Genomic DNA, 18,780 nt, shown 5'->3' on the forward strand with positions numbered 1-18,780 from the left:
CGTGTATCGGCTCAAACCCGGTATCAAGAAAGACATGGTGCGGCGCTGGGCCCTGCCCGACCGCATCTTCTTCGGCTATGGCGCCTGCCATATCCTGGCCGGTGTCTACCTGGCCGAAGAGCCGTTGACCGGGTTTTATGCCGAGAGGATCATTCCCCGAGGCGACGCACCGGGCGGCCATATGTATGTGACCGATGGCACGGTCGTTTTCGACTATCACGGCTATAGCCGGCGCGAGCGCCTCCTAGCCCATCACCGCAAATGCTGGTCAACCGACTGCCCGGGATGGGACTGCGATATCGAGACCGTGGACTTTCCTATTCTAGGCGCCCATGCCCTCAATGCACGGAAAATGCTGGGCCCGGATCAGTATCTGTTCGACGCCGTGTCGCGCGCCCGTGCCTTCATCGCCCGCATCCCGCATGAAGATCGGTCCGCGCGGCTCCGCCAGAACTAGAGCGATGCCATCGTCCCATCCGGGCTGGCGGCATTGATCGGGGTCAGAGCGCCCTCGCCCGCATAGGTGTCGCGATAGGATGCTAGGAACGCGGTGAGGCTATCGAGCGCGGCGACCTCTGCGGCAACCTTCTTGAATTCAAGGCTGGTCGTCTGGATCGGCCCGGTCACGAAATCGAACATCGGCCATTCCGGCGAGGCCACCATGCGTTCCCCGAACTTGGCACGCAGGCGCGACAGGCCGAAACTGTCCCCCGCCAGCACATAGCCCACCGCGGCCTTGATCAGGCTCATACGCGCCGTACGATCCAGTGGCCGGGCCTTGGGCTCGGCACTGTAGATGGTCTCGATCATTTCGCCGGCCTGGCTATAGCGTTGTGCCTTCCAATGCGCATCGATGCGCATCAACTCGACATCCTTGCCATCCATATTGCTGATCAGGTCGAGCGCAAGCTGGTCGCGACCGCCATCGATCATGGCGCGCGCTTCAAGCAGGCGCCGCTGGCGCTGCAGCGAATCGGGCAGACCGGGCAATTGCGTTTCATTGAGCACGCGCAGGGCGTCCTGCGGCTTGCGATCGGCGAGATAGATCACGGCCAGATCGGCGGCGATCTGCGTGCGCGCCACGCCACGCAGGCGATTGTCCAACTGATACTGCAAAAGATCGGCCGCCTGGGTCAGCAGGTCCACCCGCACCAGTCGCCGCGCCAGATTGCGGATCATTTCGTCGCCACGTGCGCCCGGCGGGGTCAGGTGCCGGAAGTCATAATAGATCGCCAACGCTTCGACCGGCCCGATCGAATCGGCCACGCCATTGAGGAATAGATCGGCAAACATCGACTGCGCCTGATCGCGCAGGCCATTGACGGATGGGCTTTCGGGATAATTGGCGACGGCCGCCTTAACCGTCTCAAAGCCCTCGCGATAATCGCCGTTGCGGAAATAGAGCTGGGCCAGGAGCGTCTGCATATCCGCCTCAAGTGCATCGCCTCGCCAGAGCAGCGTTTCAGCCGCAAGGGTCTGTGTGCCCTTGGCCAGGTCAAGGCGCCCCTCATTGTCGAGCAATCGCAAGGTGCGATAGACGGCCTCGGCCCGCGTCGGGCGGATTTCCGAGGCGATCACCTGGCCATAAGTATCGAGCGCCTCCTGGTTGCGGCCCTCGGTTTCATCGATACGGCCGGACAACAGATGGTAGAGCGAAGCATCCTCGACGCTGAGACCGGCAAAATCGATATCGTCGAGCATGCGCTGCGCCAGGGTTGGATCGTCGGCCTCTACGGCCGCGCGTGCGGCGGCGAGGCGGAAGCGATTGCGGGCCCATTCAGGATAGCTGTCGGCGATGTCTCGCGCTTCCATGGCGTCGAAACGGGCGCCGCGATAGTCGTGGGCCTCGGCGCGCGCGATTGTGCGCCAGAACAGCGAATCCACATCCTGGTCCAGCGAGGCCGCGTTGAGCGTCTGCAGGGCGTCGCGCGGACGCCCTGCCTGTACGTCGGCAATGGCCATGGTCGTGCGGATCTTGCGGGTCAGGTCCTGCGCCTTGAGGTCGCTTTCAAGCACACGCAACACGCCCAGGGCCTCGTAGGCGAAGCGATTGGCGACCAGATATTGGGCGTAGTCCAGCCGCGCAATGTCCCGCTCGCGCCCTTCATTGCTCGCCGCGGCACGCTCCATCTGGTCCCGCTTCTGGGTGAAGGCGACCGGATCGCGTTCCTCGAGCGAACCCAGATCAATATAGCCGGCGCGGGCCGCCTCGCGAGCCTCCGAACCGGTATTGCGCAGGCTGTCCAAGGCGGAGACGGTGAGTCCGCCCGTCGAGGAGATAACGGCATCGCGGCTTTCGACCGCAACCTCGAGATTTGCCGATTTGGGCTTGATCACCAGGCCATGGACGCTGCGCAGCGCGGTGAAGTCGACATAATCGAGCGACCGCGTCAGCCCACGCGCGGGCGGAAAGGCGGTAACGACCCGTAATACATCGCCCACCAATGGATCGCGGAAATCGTGCACGCGGCCGGGGCGCGACACATCGGCCACCATTTCGAACGATCCCTCGATGTCGCGCCGGCGCGACAGGGTCATGGGCTCGGTCGGGCTCAGCATCATGTCGCCCAGCGACAGCACCCAGGCCATGCCTTCCGACCCAAGCGTCGCCAGCCGGTCCTGGGCCAGGTCCATCCGCACCACCTGCGTATCGCCCGATGAAATGACCGCGAACTCGCTGGCCACGGCGTCGAAATCCATCGACGCGCCGGGCGACTCGATGCCGCTGACCGTGTCGAAAATCATCCAGACCGTATTGCCGCGCCGGAAGACGGCAGCCGGCGTATCCTGCTCGAACGGAAACACGACCCGGACCGTGTTGCCCAGCACGTTGACGAACGGGGTAACCGTTTCCGCCGCCGCCGTTTCGAGAGCCGCAATCCGGGGTTCGGCATGCTCAGCGCTCGCCGCCTCAGCGGCCAGATGCTCGGCCTCGGCCGCCAAGTCGGCGGGCAGCAAAGCCGGCAATTCAGCGCCCGCAATGTCGATATCGAGTACATATTGGGACGGCGACGTGCTGTAGAACCGGGGCTCGACGCCTTCCGCAAAGATGAAGGTCGCGGCGGCGCCATCGGCCGAATGGCCCGACTGCATGGAGACGATCTCGGCCGGCAGGTCGGCCAGCAATCCGCTCAGGTCCATATCGACCGGCCACTCGAACGTGGCCGCGCCTAGTGCCCCTTTCTGGCTGAACTCACCTTCGGTGGGCACCGACCAATCGAACTGCAGACGCAGGAAGGTCGCATTGCGCCCCACCCTGACATTGACCTTGGGATCGAGTTCGGCGGCCAGCCGGGCCTTGCGGTCCCGTTCCGCCTCGATGGCTGCCACGCGTGCCCGCTCGGCCAGTTCGTCGATGATGTCCTGCGGCAGGGGCGGTGGCATGCCCTGCCAGTCGGCCGGCATCAGGTCGACAAAAAGCTTCTCGCCGGCCTCAATGCGGTTGAAATTGAACGCGCTTTTGAGGCCTAGGCGCAATCCCCTGCCATCCGGATCGATCCGCGCCACCGAAAGATAATTGGGCATGGTCGTCGCCACATCGGGCAACAGAACCTCGACCGGCTCGGCAAATTCGATCGAGAGCACGCCATTATCGATGCGGAAACTGTAGTCGGGAAGCTCATTGAGCGACGGAAAGCTCAGGATCAGACGGCCATAGCCATCTTCCTCGGTGGCAAAAAGCTGCCCCTGCTCTACCGCCAGAACGGGCGAGACAACAAACACGGCGCCGGCCATCGCCGTTGCCATGAGGACGCGAGAAATAACGCGCCAGAGCCTTCTGGTTGCGGCCTTCACCGGCATTCTGCCCGCCCGACGCCTACAAGTCGCGTCTATCAAGGAGGGGCGAAGGGCCCGAAAACCTCAGGAAACGCGAGAGTTAAAACCTGCCGAAAGGCCCGCCTTCTGGACGGAAATCCATTTCGTCACGCCAAACCTAGCGAGCGGTACTTAACGTGCCCCTAAAGGATAGGGGCCAATTGTCTATTGTCCCACGATCTGGGGCAGAGCCGACAAATCCTGCGGCGACATCTGGTCCAGCGGATCGGTGCCGGCCGAGGCCAGGCGCACGGTCAGTTCCTGGGCGCGCATCGTGTCCATTTCGGCCAGGATCGGTGCCATCTTGCGCGGGCTCATCATCTTGGCGACGCGCAGCAGCACCTCGATATCGAGCGCGTTGAAGATATTGGCCGCATCCTTGGGCTTCATGGTCTCATACATGGCCACGATACCGGCGAACTGCCCCTCTTCCATCTGCTTGCGCTGTTCGACCAGGGACGCGATCTGGTCTTCGATCGATTGCAGGGTCTGCTGCCGTTCCTCGATCCGCTGCTCCGCCGCCTGAACCAGCGAGGCGCGCATGGCCAATTCCTTCTCGTAATTTTCCAGTTCCGTGCGCCGCGCCGAAAGGCGCTCCAGCAAGGCCTGTTCGGTCACCGAGCTTTCGCCCGCGCCAAGCGGTGCCGTCCCGTTCGGCGTAAGTACCTGCGGCAGAGCATCGGTCAGGGGCGGGCAATCGCCCGGCATGACCAGCAATTCGCCCTCGCTGCTATCGGCCTCTCCCACCTCGGCGACCGGGCGGGGATCGCAGGCGTTTTCCTCGGCAATCACATTGCCCGCGGGCTGGTCATGCGCGCCGCCTTCCGCGGTCGCTTCGCCCTGCCCCGCGGCATCGCCTGCAGCCTCGCCATGTCCGGCTGCCGGGGCGGCCTGATCACCGGCCGGCGCCCCATGCCCACCGGACGTAGCCTGACCCAGTGTCGGCGCATTGTCCGTCAAGGTCGGCGTGCCGTCCTCGATGGTTGGATCGCCCGGAAGCGTCGCCGGCTCGCCTGTCTCCGCGCTGGCGCCACCATGGCCACCACCACCCCCGCCAGCTGCCTGCGCCGTGCTCACACCGGTCAGCACATAGCCGCCATTGGTCACCAGGCCCACGGTCTTGAGAACCAATAGCGCGGCAATGGCCAGAATGACGACGGGGAGCAGGCGGATATTGGTCACGCAGCGGCCCCGCGGCTACGAACCCGCTCGGACAATTGCTGCAACGCGGTCTGCACCTTGTTGGGGGCCTCCACCGGCTCGATGGCCTGGCTATGGCGGGCAACGCTGGTGATCTTGGCAATCCGCTCCATCAGCACGGTGCCGGCGGTTACGTGATTGGCCAATTCAACGCCGAAACGTTCGGCTTCTTCCAGCCGCGCGCTGAGCGAGAGATCGGCCTCCACTGCCGTCGACTTCAGCTCCTTGATCGCCTGATTGGCCAGATTGGTGGCGCTGACAAGGTCGGCCACCATCTGGCGCATGGCGTCCTTGTCCTGATGCAGGCGCTTGAGGCGCTGATTGAGCAGGACGCAATAGCCAATGGTCAGGGCCATCAGAACGGCCACGGCACCTTCCACGATAATTCCAAGTGGCAGCCCCAAGATCATCGTCCTTCCATCGTCTCGTCGATTGCCTCAAAGGCCTCCATGGTGACCTTGGGCGGGTTGAGCGGGCTGGTGACCCGCACGGAAACATGATTGCCGATATGACCCATAATGGCCTCGGTTAGTTCGACATCGCCGCAGCGCAGCCGCACCGGATCGCTCGGTCCGCGCTCGAACATGAGCGTTTGGCCGGCCTTGAGATCGAGCAGGCGCGAAAGCGGCAATTGCTGCTCATGCAATACGGCCTCGATCTCGACATCGGCCTGATAGATTTCTGTCGCCAGATGCCCTTCCCAGATCGGGTCGCGGCCGAATTTTTCGCCCATGAACATCTGCAGGAGCTGTTCGCGGATCGGCTCGATGGTGGCGTAGGGCAAAAGAATCTCGATCTTGCCGCCACGATCGTCCATCTCGATCCTGAGTTCGATCAGGATAGCGGCATTGCCCGGCCGCGAAATGGCGGCAAAGCGCGGATTGGTTTCCATGCGCTCAAGCTTGAAATTGATCTGCGTCACCGGCTCGAAGGCGCGATGGGTATCATCGAGAATGACCTCGATCATCCGCCGCGCCAGCGCCATCTCGATCGTGGTATAGGGCCGCCCCTCCACCCGGATATTGCCGCCGACGCGCCGACCGCCCAGGAGCACGTCGATCATCGAATAGATGAGGTTGGAATCGACTGTGAGGAGACCATAATTCTCCCATTCCTCAGCCTTGATGACCGAAAGAATGGCGGGCAGTGGAATGGAATTGAGATAGTCGCCGAACCGGACCGAGGAAATCGAATCCATCGTCACCTCGACATTGTCCGAGGTGAAATTACGCAACGAAGTCGTCGCCAGCCGCACCAGTCGGTCGAAGACGATTTCCAGCATCGGCAGGCGTTCATAACTGACCAGCGCCGAATTGATCAGCGCCTGCACACCGGTCAGCTCGACATTGCTGCCCGCGCTGGCGTCGAAACCGAGCAAGCTGTCGATTTCGTCCTGATTAAGAACCCGGTCAGCGCCGCCCTCGCCATCGCCATCGCCACCTTCGAGCATCGCGGCCCATTCGGCGGCCGCGGCCGCAGCGCGCTCCTCTTCGGACAGATCACTCTCGTCTACAGGCGCCGCCGGCGTCTCACCGGCATCACCGAGATCGTCGAGCCCCCAGTCGTCGCTCAGTTTGTCCTGGTCAGAAGGTCCAGCCATTACTGCACCAGAATTTCCTTGAAGAGCACGCTCTCCACATGCGCCGGATAAATGGCCAGGTTTACCCGGCGCAGCAGCTCTTCCTTGAGGCGATAAATGCCCGCCGAACCCTCGAGGTCGCTCTTACGCAATTCGCGCATATAGACCTGGAAAGCGTCGATGACCTTGGCCAGGCGAGGCTGTATTTCGGCCATCATCTCTTCGTCCGCCACCTCGAGCGCAACAGTCAGCTTCATGAAGGAATTGTTCCCGCCTTCCGAGCTGAGATTTACCATCATGGGAGGCAGGTTGAAAATGAAGGTGTCATGCACCTCCGCGGCCACCGCCTCAGCATGCTCGCCACCGCCGGAATCCGCCTCTCCAGTACCGGAGGACATGAAGAAGAACAGCCCGCCACCGGCCAGCAGCAAGACCACGACAGCCGCGCCAATGATGATGAAAAGCTTGGGAATGCCTTTCTTGGCAGGCGCTTCGTTTTCGGCTTCCGCTTCGGCAGTCATTAGGTGGCCCCGTCAATCGCCTGCAATTCCGGTCGATTCCGGCAATGCGTCCAGCTAAGGCGCACTTGGTTAACGAAAGGTTACAAACAACCCTGAACCGGCAGTTTTTGCCGGGTAACTTTTGCCCAATGCAACAACAGGACCTATCGAGGGTGAACCGACGTAATCAGATAAGTCATTGATTTTATTCAAATCGTAGCCCTGGCATGGTTTCTGCAAAGTAAATGGGCGAGACGGCCCGCTTGGGGAAGCGGGGCGTTTCGGGGACCAAATCGGGGAATACCATGATCGAGAACGCGCAACTCATCAGCCTCAGCCGGCAGATCGCCCTGCAGCGCCAGATGGATGTAGTGGCCAACAATATTGCCAACCTCAACACCACCGGCTTCAAGGCGGAGCAGATCCTGTTCGAGGAATATGTCATGCCCACCGCGCGGGACAATGATTTCCCCTCGCTCGATCAGCCGCTCTCCTATGTTCAGGACTGGGCAACCCTGCATGACCTGCAGGGCGGCGCCGTCGTCCAGACTGGCAATGAACTCGACGTCGCCCTCAATGGGAATGGCTTCTTTGCCGTACAGACCGCCGGGGGCGAGCGCTGGACCAAGGCTGGCGCCTTCGAACTCAATAATCAGGGTATCCTGGTCGACCAGTCCGGAAACCCGGTTCTTGGCGCTGGCGGCCCGATACAGTTCGGTCCCGAAGAAATCGGCATCACCATCGCTGCCGATGGCACCGTCTCGTCGAGCGCCGGCACCAAGGGTCAGTTGCGCATTGTCGAATTCGCCAATGCCCAGGACCTGGTGCGCGAGGGCGCCAATCTCTTTTCTGGCGGCACCCCGGGCCCCAATAGCACAACGCGCGTCATGCAGGGCCATATCGAGCGCTCCAACGTCTCGGGCGTCACCGAGATGGCAGAGATGATCCGGGTCCAGCGCGCCTATGAATCGATCGCCTCCCTCACCCAGAAGCAGGATGACATGCGCCGCAACGCCATCCAGCGCCTGGGCGATGCCAACGCCTGAACCTGAGGAGCAAACGCCATGAAAGCACTTTATATCGCATCGACCGGCATGGGCGCCCAGGAACGCAATGTCGAAGTCATTTCCAACAATATCGCCAACATGCGCACCACTGGCTACAAGCGCCAGCGCGCAGAGTTCCAGGATCTGCTCTACCAGCAGATCACCCGCGCCGGATCGCAGACCTCGGACCAGGGCACCATGGTGCCCGCCGGGCTCGAGATCGGTTCGGGCGTACGCACCGTCTCAACCCCGCGCATCATGAGCCAGGGTTCGGTCAACATGACCGAGCGCGAACTGGACGTGGCCATCCGCGGCGAAGGCTTCTTCATGATCCAATTGCCCGACGGTCGCACCGGTTACACCCGCGATGGTTCTTTTGAACGCAATCCGGAAGGAACCCTGGTCAATTCCTCCGGCTATCCGGTCGACCCGGGCATCACCATTCCTGGCAACGCCCGCGGCGTCTCCATCTCTCCCGATGGCACCGTCGAGGCCTATATCGGCACCGACGCCGCCCCGACCCAGATCGGCCAGTTGCAGCTCGCCCGCTTCGTCAACAAGTCGGGCCTGGAATCCATGGGCGACAATCTATTCCTCGAGACCGCCGCCAGCGGTCCTGCCCAGGTGAGCGTGCCCAATGCCGACGGCACCGGCGACCTGCTGCAGAACTATCTCGAAATGGCCAATGTCAACTCGGTGACCGAAATCGCCGACCTGATCGCGGCCCAGCGCGCCTATGAAATGAATGCCCGTGTCATCTCCGGCGCCGACCAGATGATGCAGGCCACGAGCCAGCTGAGCTGAGGAGGATGATCATGAAATCGTTCCGCGCCATGACCGTGACCCTGGCCCTGCTGCTCTCCACCGGCCTTGCGACTGCCGCACCGGTGCTGCGCGGCGACATCCTGGTGAATGCACCAGTGGTTACGGTGGGCGACATGTTCGACGATGCCGGCGCGCTGGCCGAACAGCCGCTGTTCCGCGCCCCCCTGCCCGGCACCACCGGAAGTGTCGATCTCGCAGCCGTTCGCTCGGCCACGGCCCGCATCGGTCTCACCCGTTTCGATATCAATGGCCTGAGCCAGGTGCGCGTCTCCCGTGCCGCCTCCATCGTCGATCAGACCCTGCTCATCGATCTGATCACCCAGGATTTGCGCCAGCGCGGCATTCTGGGCCAAGGCATGACCGCCAATATTCAGTTTTCGGGCCAGCCCGAAACCATCACCGTGGTGGCCAGCGATGCCCCCGCCCGGCTCGACGGCCTGCGCTACCTGCCTGGTAACGGCACCTTCTCGGCCCGCTTCACCCTTGCCGGCACCGATCGGCCGCTGGACCTGAGCGGTTCGATTGAAATCAGCGTCGAGGCGCCGCACCTGGCCGCCGGCCTGCCCGCCGGCACTGTGCTGGGCCCCGAGCATATCGTCATGCGACCCCTGCCGATCCGGCAGGCTGACGCCCAGGGCGTCGCCACGCTCGACCAGCTCGTCGGCATGGCCCTCAACCGTCAAAGCCGCGACGGCATGCTGCTGCGTGCCAGCGATGTCAGCGTGCCGCTGGCAATCGCCAAGAACGACCTCGTCACCATCTATTATCGCCAGGGCCCGATGACCCTGACGGTCAAAGGCCAGGCCATTACCGGCGCCGCCGAAGGCGCCCCGCTCCAGGTCCTCAACATGGTCTCCAAGCGCGTCATCAGCGCCACCGCCATTGCCCCGGGCGCCGTGGAGGTCTCCACCGCCCCGGTCACCCTTGCCGGCCTCTAATCCAGGATAGTGAAAATGAACATCGCCAAGATCGCCACCATCCTGACCCTAACCGCCGCATTGGGCGCCTGCAACACCATGGATCGGCTTGCCAATGTCGGCCAGGCGCCGGCCCTCACCGCAATAGCGGACCCCACCACCACGGCAGGCTATCAGCCGGTGCGCATGCCCATGCCCGAGCCGATCGCCGACACTTACCAGGCCAATTCGCTTTACCGCACCTCGGCAAAGGGCTTCTTCAAGGACGAACGGGCTCATCGCGTCGGTGACATTCTCACCGTCATGGTCACCATCGATGACAGCGCCAAGATCAACAACAATACCCAGCGTACGCGCAATTCCACCAATAGCGCCGGCATGGGAGGCCTGTTCGGCGCTGTCTTCTCCAACGCCACTGACGCGGCCGAGCTCAGCGTCGATCCGCAGGCGGCTATCGATTTCAGCTCGGGCATCAAGGATGCGGGCGCCGGCTCGGTCAATCGCAGCGAGGCTCTCGAAACCTCGGTTGCCGCCGTGGTCACCCAGGTTCTGCCCAATGGCAATCTGGTGATCGAGGGTCGTCAGGAAGTGCGGGTAAATTTCGAGGTCCGCGACTTGATCGTGGCCGGTATCGTCCGCCCCTCGGACATTCAGGCCAACAACACCATTCCCTCGACCAAGATCGCCGAGGCCCGGATTTCCTATGGCGGCCGCGGTCAGATCACCGATGTGCAGCAGCCCCGCTACGGCCAGCAGGCCATGGACGCCATCCTGCCTTTCTAATTTTCCTATCCGGCGGCGCATTCCCCATCGCGCCGCCGCGTTCCCCGGCCAGACCAGAATGGAATGGCACGGCCCGCGACGCAGAATGCGCCGGGCCTTTTCCAAGGCTTCCCCTGTCCCAGGCGCGAAGCCTTTCCCCAAGAGGCGCAGCTTCCCCGGCTGCGCCTCGCCCCTTTTTGGCAACCAATTTCCACCCGCAAGGGTTGGGCCCTGGAAGGAGAATGCAGATGAATCTGGCAACGGGCATCGCGGTCGGGATTGCGATTGGCGCTGGAATCGGCGTGGCCCTGGACAATATCGCCCTCGGTGTCGGCATCGGGATTGCCATCGGCGTAGCGCTTGGCGCAGCCGGCGCCAAACGCTCCGACAAGGACCCAACCGACACCAAACCTTGATCCCTCAGGCGAGCTATGAAACACATCGGCGGTCCCTTTCTGGAGCCCGTCATGTCCTTTCAAAAACTCGATGAACTCGGCCGCAAGCTCGAGTCGCTCGAACATGCTCTTTCCATCCTTGGCGCCGACGAAGCTACCCATATGGCTGTTGGCGGCGGAGACAAGCGAGCCGAGGCCATGGCCAATCTGGCCGGCATGTACCACGCCCAGGCCACCGCCCCCCATATTGCGGACTGGATCGATGCGGCCAAAAACGAGGATCTGGACGAAGACCAGGGGCGGGCGCTAGCCGAGTTCGAACGCGCTTATGTCAATGCCACCTGCCTGCCGACCGAATTTGTCGAGCGCCGCACCGCCGCCACCATGCGCTCCGAACAGCTTTGGCGCGACCTGCGCGCCAAGGGCGATTGGGATTCGTTCCTACCCGCCCTAGAAGGCGTCATCGCTCTGGTACGCGAAGAGGCGGCCCTGCGCTCGGCGGCAACGGGCCTTGCCCCCTATGACGCGCTGATGGACCAATATGATCCGGGCAATCGCACCGCCGAGATCGATCTGGTCTTTGCCGATCTCAAATCCTTCCTCAAGGATTTCGTGCCCACCGCCCTGTCGGTGCAGGAACAGCGCCTGGCCCGGCGCCCGCGCAAATCGTTCAATGCGCCCTACCCCATCGAAAAACAGCGCGAGCTGGGCCTGGCGGCCATGCGCGCCGTCGGTTTCGACTTCACCCATGGCTCGCTCGCGGTCTCGCACCACCCCTTCTGCGGCGGCGTGCCGACCGATGTGCGCATGACCACGCGCTACCGCACCGACGAATTCCTCTCCTCGCTCATGGGCGTGCTGCACGAAACCGGTCACGCGCTTTACGAGCAGGGCTTGCCCAAGCACTGGTCACATTGGCCGCTGGGCAAGGCGCGCGGCATGGGCATGCATGAAAGCCAGAGCCTGTTCGTGGAAATGCAGCTCGCCCGCAGCCCCGAATTCTGGGAGTTCATGCTACCCTTGGTGCATCAGCATCTGGGCGATGCGGCCATTCCCGGCTGGGAAATCGCCGATGTGCTCAACGAGGTCAATTTTGTCGAGCGCGGCTATATCCGCGTCGATGCCGACGAGGTGACCTATCCCCTGCACGTCATCCTGCGCTACGAGCTGGAGCAGGATCTGGTCTCGGGTAAGCTGGAGGCCAGCCAGATCCCCGAAGCCTGGGATACCAAGATGATCGAGTATCTGGGCATCTCGACCATCAACGATCCCAAGGACGGCCCCATGCAGGATGTACACTGGCCTGGCGGGGCCTTTGGCTATTTCCCCTCTTATACCCTGGGCGCCATGATCGCAGCCCAATTGGCCGCGTCCATGGAACGGGACATTCCCGACATGAGAAGTCAGATGCGCAAGGGCGAGTTCGGCGCCATCAATCAATGGCGTGCCGACAAGGTCTGGACCGAGGCCTCCCGCTATTCAACGCCCGAGCTGATCACCCGGGCCACCGGCGAGCCGCTCAATGCCGATCACTTCAAGGCGCATCTCAAGAAGCGCTATGGTGGGTAAAATAAGGCATATATTTCAGTAACCTGAAGCAGGCGGCGGAATCAGTTTCCGCCGCCTTGTTCATGAACGCTATCTGAACCCTCGCTTCAGTGGGCGTTCCAAATCACTTCCCTAAAACAGTCTCCATCAACGACGCGGTCGGAGGGACCGCAGCCCCAACCCAAGGAGACGACCAATGATCCGCAAGCTTCTCATCACCACCCTGGCCGCAACCGTCATCGCCGGTGCCGCCCCCGCAATGGCCAATAGCCTGTTCATCGAACAATACGGTTTCGGCAACGCCGTCGGCGGCGGCCAGGCCGGTTGGAACAACACCTTCGGCGCTTATCAGAACGGCAATTGGAATACCGGTGTGTCCAACCAGAACGGTGGCAACAACACTTCCGCCATCGGCCAGGAAGGCAACAACAACTACGGCGACATCTACCAGGACGGCTGGAACAATGTCGGCGGCGTCGGCCAGTTCGGCGATGACCACACCGCCATCCTGACCCAGGACGGCAACGGCAATACCAGCGTCGGCCTGCAGGTTGGCCATGGCTGCGATGCCAATATCTCCCAGCATGGTTCGGGTAACGTCACGGCCTTCGCCCAGGTCTGCCCCTAATCCATGACCGTGCGGGCCGGCCCAAGCCGGCCCGCCCCCATTTAACAGGAGGACAATATGGTTCACTCCACCTTTCGCATCGGCATCCTGGCCCTCGGCGCACTCGCCCTGGCCGGCGCGGCCGCCCACGCCACCAGCAATGATGGTGGCCTCAGCTGCGGCGTAACCACCCAGACCGAGCGCGGCATGATGGCCATCGAGGGCGTGGTGCAAAGCCCCACCGCCCTGACCGGCGAATATCGCTTCGCGCTCAAGAGCCAGGGCAATGGCGGCTCGACCAATATCAACCAGGGCGGGCAGTTTTCGGTAGCGCCCGGCGCGCCGGTCTCGCTGGGCAAGGTTATGGTCAATGCCGGTTCGGCCATCGATGTCGATTTCACGATCTCAGCCGACGGCAAGCGGCTCGATTGCTCCGCCCCGCTGGCGACCCTGACCTGACGATCCGACCAAGGCGCCCTTCAGCCCCCTTCCTTCCCAACTGCCCCGCTCCGGCGGGGATTTTTTTGTCTCGACGGCCCGGCTGAACGCTGGCTGAACGCGCCGCTCCAAACCGGTTCAGGCCCAGGCATCTAGGGTCCTCTCAAGCGCTGGAAAGACCAGCAGTACGGGACCGCAAACACCAGACCTTGGAGACACCAGATGACTACTCGCTTCACCAAGACCATTGCCGCCACACTGACCGCCGCCCTGCTCGGCCTGACGGCTTCCCCCGCCATGGCCGGCGGCCAGATCGCCATCGGCTTTTCCCCTACCGATCCGGACCAGGCGCAGGCCCTGGGCATGGGCCTGCAGATGTTTTCGCTGATGCAGGGCCTCTCGGCTAGCGGCGCCAATGGCTATCAGAACGGCAATGGCAATTCGGCCGGCTTCAACCAGAACGGCTCGGGCAATCACGGACTGATCTGGCAGGAGGGCGATGGCCACAATGGCACCATCAGCCAGAACGGCAACAACAATAGCTGCGGCCTGTTCCAATTCGGCGAGGCCACCGATGCGCAATGCCTGCAGAATGGCGACAATCAGAGCGGCATCACCACAGTGATCGGCTTTTAAAAAGGCCAAATCACCACCTCTTCGAAAAGGCGGGACCCACCAGTCCCGCCTTTTGTTTTTCGGTGTGTCGAAAAATGTGCGAGAAAAATGTCGAAGCTTTCTGCCACTACTCGTCGGCTTGGCAGGAAGGCAATTTCGCCTTCGGATCAGTAGGAGAGAGAAATGCGTGTTGTCGTTTTCGTCAAAGCCACCGCAGACAGTGAAAATGATGTCCTGCCCACCACCGAATTGCTCGAGGCCATGGGCAAATACAATGAGGAACTGATCAATGCCGGCATCATGCTGGGCGGCGAGGGCCTCAAGGCCACGCGCCATGCCAAGCGTGTGCATTTCAGCGGTTCGGATCGCTCAGTGATCGATGGTCCCTTTGCCGAGACCAAGGAAATCGTCGCCGGCTACTGGATCTGGGAAGTCCGCGACATGGATGAGGCGGTCGAATGGGTCAAGCGTTGCCCCAACCCGATGTTCACCGAAAGCGATATCGATATCCGCCCGGTCTTCGGCCTGGAAGATTTCGCCAGCGAAATGACGCCGGAAGTCCAGGCTATTCACGAAGGCAATGCCAAGCGGGTTCCAAGTTGACCCCAGGCTATTCCGCGCAAACAAAAAAGCCCGCATCGCTGCGGGCTTTTTTGAATTCTCGTCGGTCCTATTCGTCGCGATAGACCTTCTCGCGCCGCTCATGCAGTTCCTGGGCTTCCAGGCTCAGCGTGGCGGTGGGGCGCGCATCCAGTCGCGCCAAACCGATCGGGTCACCGGTTTCCTCGCAATAGCCGTAAGTCCCGTCGTCGATGCGCTTGAGCGCCGCGTCGATCTTGGAAATCAGCTTGCGCTGGCGATCCCTTGTCCTGAGTTCCAGCGAACGATCGCTCTCCGAACTGGCCCGGTCGGCCATATCGGGATGGTTCTGGCTTTCTTCCTGGAGGTTTTCGAGCGTTACGCGGCTTTCGCGCAAAATCTCGTCCTTCCAGGCGTGCAGCTTGTTCCTGAAATATTCCCGCTGGCGCGGGTTCATAAACGGCTCGTCCTCGCTGGGTCGATAGTCCGTAAGTTCAACCGAAGACATCAGCAGACTCAACTCCAATGCGCCCTTGGCGGCCTATATATGCGTCTCGCCCGTCCCCGGCAAGCACACAAGTTACGCCTCGTTAACGCAAGAAAACGCGACATGGCAGGCGCATAATCCCAAATCCGCAACATCTTGATGACGATAAAGCCAATCGTGACCGGCTTAAAACTGGGGATATCTGCCCAGCTTGGCCAGTTCCACCAGAACCCGCAGCTCGATATCGTCGATCACCGCATCGAGTTCAGGCTCGACCCGCTCGCGTAGATTGCGCAATTGCGTCACCATCATATCCAGACGCCCCGGGGACACCGTGCCGATCAACAGGTCGGCCTTCATCTCCTCAAGCAGGTCGAGAAGCTTTGTGCCCCTTTTGACAGCTTTGCGGCGGCCTTCCGAATGATCGCCGGCCGCCTGGAGGGCCAGAATGGCATCCAGCCCCGCCGTTGGCGCCAACGGCGCAGTGGCACTGACACGCTGTGGTCCCTGCTCGCCGGCAGGCACGAAGGCAGGCCCGCCGCCAGCCTTGCCGGTCGATGCCCGGCCGGACACATTGCTGCTGCGATTGGTTGCGTCGATACGCAAGAGGCCTGACTCACTTGGGACTAGAGTTCCCGGCAAATTCTGCCCACCGGAGTTAACAAGACCTTAACATACCCGGCAAGAATTGCTCACCGGCATATCCCACCACAGCAGCAACAATAGAAAATCATTTTGAAATCAAGCCATTAAGGTGCCAATCACAATCTGGCACGGTTCTGGCATTTCTCGTTTGCGAAGGCCGCACCATGGGGGTGGAGCGGCATCAATCGGGGATGAATTGCCTATGCGCCTGATCCGCACCATAGCCGCCGCCACATTAAGCCTGGCACTGACATTGTCGCCCATGGCCAGCTTTGCTGCGCCCGCGCGCATCAAGGATATCGTGGATATGGAAGGCATCCGCGAAAACCAATTGGTCGGCTATGGCCTTGTGGTTGGCCTCAACGGCACTGGCGACAGTCTCAATAATTCGCCCTTCACCAAACAGTCGCTGCAATCCATGCTCGAACGGCTGGGTGTCAACACCCAGGGCGAAAACGTCCGCACAGCAAATGTTGCCGCCGTCATGGTCACCGCCAATCTGCCACCCTTCGCCACCCAGGGCTCGCGCATGGATGTGTCCGTGGCCGCGCTGGGCGACGCCGACAGCCTGCAGGGCGGCACGCTGCTGGTGACCCCGCTCCTCGGCGCCGATGGCGAAGTCTATGCCATTGCCCAGGGCCCGGTGCTCATCAATGGCTTCAGCGCCCAGGGCGACGCCGCCAGCGTGATTTCGGGCGTGCCCACTACCGGCCGAATTTCCTCCGGCGCGCTGATTGAACGCGAGATCGATTTCCACCTCGGCTCACAGCACTCGCTGCGCCTGGCCCTACGCAATCCCGACCTGACGACGGCGCGCCGCATTGCTCTGGCAGTCAACGACTTCATCGGCGCCCCCACTGCCGTACCGGAAGACCCGGCCACCGTGCGCCTGACCCTGCCGCGCAATTTCAACGGCAATATTGTCGACCTCCTCACCGATATCGAGCAATTGATCGTCCAGACCGACCAACCGGCCAAGATCGTCATTGACGAGAATTCCGGCATCATCGTCATGGGCAAGGATGTGCGCGTCTCGAGCGTGGCCGTGGCTCAATCCAATCTCACTGTCACCATCGCCGAAGACCCGACCGTGGTGCAGCCCAATCCGTTGAGCCTGGGGCAGACGGCGGTCGAGCCCAATACCAATCTTAATGTCAACCAGTCCGACACCGCCCTGCAGGTGGTCGAGGAATCGGTAACCCTGCAGCAACTGGTCGATGGCCTGAATGCACTGGGCATCTCGCCGCGCGACCTCATTGCCATTCTGCAGGCCATCAAGGCCACCGGGGCCCTGCAGGCCGAGATCGAGGTGCTGTGATGAACCCGATCAGCGAGACCGGCTCCACCCTCACCCCCGGCCAGATGCAGCGCATCCGCAGCCAGGCCGAAGAACTCGAAGGCGTGTTCCTCAACATCCTGACCAAGGAAATGTTCGCCTCGGTCAAGGGCGACGAGAATTTCGGTGGCGGCGGCTTTGGCGAGGAAACCTGGCGGTCCATGCAGGCCGAACAGCTCGCCAATTCCATCGCCCAAAGCGGCGGGGTCGGCATCGCCGATGACCTGATGAGCCAGATGATTGCGCTTCAGGAAGCGGCCAACGCCGGCCGCGCCACGCTCAATTCCCATTCATATCCCAGTGCCGGAGTATACGGAAAATGACCGCAGCCGCCCGTCTTGCAGCCCTCGACGCCTTGCCGGCCGAAGATTTGTGCAATCATGCCGAGCAGGCCCTGGCCGCCCTGGTTGACGTGATGAACCAGGAAACCACCCTGCTCCGGGCCGGCCATTTGCGCGAAGCCGGACAATTGACGCCCGACAAGACCCGCATGGCGCAGGATTATGTCACCTTTGCCCGGGCGATCCAGCGACAGGCCGAACGCCTCAATGCCGAAGCGCCCAAAGCCATGGAGCGCCTGCGCGCCGGACATGAAAGCCTGGCGACGCAGATGGCGGAGAACCTGCGGGTGCTGGCCACCGCCAAGACGGTCACCGAGGACGTGCTGACCGATGTTGCGCGCATGGTCGGCCAGCAGAGCCGGGCCAAGACCTATGGCGCGGCCGGCACCGTTGCCACCGACCCCAATGCATCAGCCAAGGGCATCGCCATAAACCGCGCGCTCTAGGCGCCGTCCAGCAACTGCCTTGACCAAGGATAACCGGAGCGACGGGGCGCACCCGTCGCTCTTTTGCGCTATGCATTTGAATTAAATGCGCAACATGCTGGTTACGCGAGAATAAGGGCCGCAGCTTAGTGTTTCCGCGAATAGGTGCATTCGGGGGAAAGGTTATGGTTGCAAGCCTCACCATCGAGCCCGTCGCTCCGGGCTCCGCAAATATGAGCGAATATCGCTATCGTCCAGCCATGGGCGAACGGACCATGCTGCAGGACAGCACACAGAAATCGCCGCCCAGCGCGAAGACGGGCGATCGCGACAATCAATTGCCTTTCGAGCGCCGGACGCAGCCTGAAGAACGCCCCGCCGAACCCGAGCGCGATCGCACGGCCGATTTTGCCGCGGCGGTCATAGCGGGCGCTCTGCCCCCCACACCCCAATCCATGGAAGAATTGATCCGGCGGATCGGCACGGCCGAAATTCCCCAGGAATCCCAGGCCCGTCTTCGAGACCTCATGGCCTAGTTAACGATTTCCTAGGCTCCTCCCTGGACGTCGATGAGAAAAGCCCCGAATTTCGGGGCTTTTCTCGTTTTAGCCGATAAAGTCCAATCAAGTATTTGCCCAAACTTTCGGCATTCACTTAACCCTTCTTTATCGTCTGCCGGTTGAGGATCGGCCTGCCTCAGGAGAGGCGCCTTAGTATGC

Annotated in this window: 22 protein-coding genes; 15 read left to right on the forward strand and 7 right to left on the reverse strand. The window is 62.0% G+C overall.

Going from position 1 to position 18,780, the window contains the following annotated elements; all coding sequences use genetic code 11:
• Position 1 precedes the first annotated feature (1 nt).
• Positions 2-457, forward strand: coding sequence for a hypothetical protein (locus tag V8Z65_RS10445; RefSeq protein WP_338719751.1), 456 nt, complete (start codon positions 2-4; stop codon positions 455-457).
• Here the strand turns inward: V8Z65_RS10445 and V8Z65_RS10450 are convergent.
• The 5 genes from V8Z65_RS10450 to V8Z65_RS10470 all read right to left on the reverse strand — a co-directional run bounded on the left by V8Z65_RS10450 (position 454) and on the right by V8Z65_RS10470 (position 7,116).
• On the reverse strand, positions 454-3,735 hold the full coding sequence (locus V8Z65_RS10450) for a hypothetical protein (RefSeq protein ID WP_338719753.1): 3,282 nt from the start codon (positions 3,733-3,735) through the stop codon (positions 454-456). The two genes, V8Z65_RS10445 and V8Z65_RS10450, sit on opposite strands and share 4 nt — an antisense overlap.
• A 246-nt stretch (positions 3,736-3,981) precedes the next feature.
• Positions 3,982-4,998: a hypothetical protein gene (locus V8Z65_RS10455; protein WP_338719755.1), complete on the reverse strand. Its 1,017-nt coding sequence runs from the start codon at positions 4,996-4,998 to the stop codon at positions 3,982-3,984.
• Complete coding sequence (locus V8Z65_RS10460) at positions 4,995-5,420, reverse strand: DUF6468 domain-containing protein (RefSeq protein ID WP_338719757.1); 426 nt, start codon at positions 5,418-5,420, stop codon at positions 4,995-4,997. The genes V8Z65_RS10455 and V8Z65_RS10460 overlap by 4 nt, the downstream gene beginning before the upstream one ends.
• Positions 5,421-5,422: 2 nt before the next feature.
• A complete protein-coding gene (fliM, locus tag V8Z65_RS10465; protein ID WP_338719759.1) occupies positions 5,423-6,616 on the reverse strand; it encodes a flagellar motor switch protein FliM in 1,194 nt (397 codons plus the stop codon).
• Positions 6,616-7,116, reverse strand: a complete 501-nt coding sequence (locus tag V8Z65_RS10470) for a flagellar basal body-associated FliL family protein (protein WP_338719761.1) — start codon at positions 7,114-7,116, stop codon at positions 6,616-6,618. Before V8Z65_RS10470 ends, fliM begins: the two co-directional genes overlap by 1 nt.
• Positions 7,117-7,403: 287 nt before the next feature.
• Between V8Z65_RS10470 and flgF the strand changes: the two genes are divergently transcribed.
• The 10 genes from flgF (at position 7,404) to V8Z65_RS10520 (ending at position 14,851) form a co-directional block, all read left to right on the forward strand.
• A complete protein-coding gene (gene flgF / locus V8Z65_RS10475) occupies positions 7,404-8,141 on the forward strand; it encodes a flagellar basal-body rod protein FlgF (RefSeq protein ID WP_338724005.1) in 738 nt (245 codons plus the stop codon).
• 18 nt (positions 8,142-8,159) lie between these two features.
• Complete coding sequence (gene flgG, locus V8Z65_RS10480) at positions 8,160-8,945, forward strand: flagellar basal-body rod protein FlgG (protein WP_338719763.1); 786 nt, start codon at positions 8,160-8,162, stop codon at positions 8,943-8,945.
• 11 nt (positions 8,946-8,956) lie between these two features.
• Positions 8,957-9,904, forward strand: a complete 948-nt coding sequence (flgA, locus tag V8Z65_RS10485; protein ID WP_338719765.1) for a flagellar basal body P-ring formation chaperone FlgA — start codon at positions 8,957-8,959, stop codon at positions 9,902-9,904.
• Positions 9,905-9,919: 15 nt separating this feature from the next.
• The gene (gene flgH / locus V8Z65_RS10490) at positions 9,920-10,666 is read left to right on the forward strand and encodes a flagellar basal body L-ring protein FlgH (protein ID WP_338719767.1); all 747 of its coding nucleotides are present in this window, start codon (positions 9,920-9,922) and stop codon (positions 10,664-10,666) included.
• Between the two features lie 227 nt (positions 10,667-10,893).
• A complete protein-coding gene (locus tag V8Z65_RS10495) occupies positions 10,894-11,061 on the forward strand; it encodes a hypothetical protein (RefSeq protein WP_338724099.1) in 168 nt (55 codons plus the stop codon).
• A gap of 51 nt (positions 11,062-11,112) precedes the next feature.
• Positions 11,113-12,609: a carboxypeptidase M32 gene (locus V8Z65_RS10500; protein WP_338719769.1), complete on the forward strand. Its 1,497-nt coding sequence runs from the start codon at positions 11,113-11,115 to the stop codon at positions 12,607-12,609.
• A gap of 175 nt (positions 12,610-12,784) precedes the next feature.
• Positions 12,785-13,216, forward strand: coding sequence for a curlin (locus tag V8Z65_RS10505; RefSeq protein WP_338719771.1), 432 nt, complete (start codon positions 12,785-12,787; stop codon positions 13,214-13,216).
• A 57-nt stretch (positions 13,217-13,273) separates the two neighbouring features.
• Entirely contained in the window at positions 13,274-13,654 is a 381-nt protein-coding gene (gene csgH / locus V8Z65_RS10510) for a curli-like amyloid fiber formation chaperone CsgH (protein WP_338719772.1), read from the forward strand.
• A 201-nt stretch (positions 13,655-13,855) separates the two neighbouring features.
• Entirely contained in the window at positions 13,856-14,269 is a 414-nt protein-coding gene (locus V8Z65_RS10515; RefSeq protein WP_338719773.1) for a curlin, read from the forward strand.
• Between the two features lie 162 nt (positions 14,270-14,431).
• Complete coding sequence (locus V8Z65_RS10520) at positions 14,432-14,851, forward strand: YciI family protein (RefSeq protein ID WP_338719775.1); 420 nt, start codon at positions 14,432-14,434, stop codon at positions 14,849-14,851.
• A 67-nt stretch (positions 14,852-14,918) separates the two neighbouring features.
• On the opposite strand, the gene dksA is transcribed toward V8Z65_RS10520, so the two are convergent.
• Entirely contained in the window at positions 14,919-15,335 is a 417-nt protein-coding gene (gene dksA / locus V8Z65_RS10525; protein ID WP_338719777.1) for an RNA polymerase-binding protein DksA, read from the reverse strand.
• A gap of 165 nt (positions 15,336-15,500) precedes the next feature.
• The gene (locus V8Z65_RS10530) at positions 15,501-15,920 is read right to left on the reverse strand and encodes a flagellar assembly protein FliX (protein ID WP_338719779.1); all 420 of its coding nucleotides are present in this window, start codon (positions 15,918-15,920) and stop codon (positions 15,501-15,503) included.
• A 301-nt stretch (positions 15,921-16,221) separates the two neighbouring features.
• On the opposite strand from V8Z65_RS10530, the gene V8Z65_RS10535 reads away from it, so the two are divergent.
• The 4 genes from V8Z65_RS10535 to V8Z65_RS10550 all read left to right on the forward strand — a co-directional run bounded on the left by V8Z65_RS10535 (position 16,222) and on the right by V8Z65_RS10550 (position 18,597).
• The gene (locus tag V8Z65_RS10535) at positions 16,222-17,277 is read left to right on the forward strand and encodes a flagellar basal body P-ring protein FlgI (RefSeq protein WP_338724006.1); all 1,056 of its coding nucleotides are present in this window, start codon (positions 16,222-16,224) and stop codon (positions 17,275-17,277) included.
• Positions 17,277-17,618 (forward strand): rod-binding protein, encoded by a 342-nt coding sequence (locus tag V8Z65_RS10540; protein WP_338719781.1) that lies wholly within the window; start codon positions 17,277-17,279, stop codon positions 17,616-17,618. Before V8Z65_RS10535 ends, V8Z65_RS10540 begins: the two co-directional genes overlap by 1 nt.
• A complete protein-coding gene (locus V8Z65_RS10545) occupies positions 17,615-18,082 on the forward strand; it encodes a hypothetical protein (protein ID WP_338719782.1) in 468 nt (155 codons plus the stop codon). Before V8Z65_RS10540 ends, V8Z65_RS10545 begins: the two co-directional genes overlap by 4 nt.
• 164 nt (positions 18,083-18,246) lie before the next feature.
• A complete protein-coding gene (locus tag V8Z65_RS10550; protein ID WP_338719784.1) occupies positions 18,247-18,597 on the forward strand; it encodes a hypothetical protein in 351 nt (116 codons plus the stop codon).
• The last annotated feature ends 183 nt before the right edge of the window (positions 18,598-18,780 follow it).

The sequence above is a fragment of the Devosia sp. XK-2 genome (genome assembly GCF_037113415.1).
In the GTDB taxonomy this organism is placed as follows: domain Bacteria; phylum Pseudomonadota; class Alphaproteobacteria; order Rhizobiales; family Devosiaceae; genus Devosia.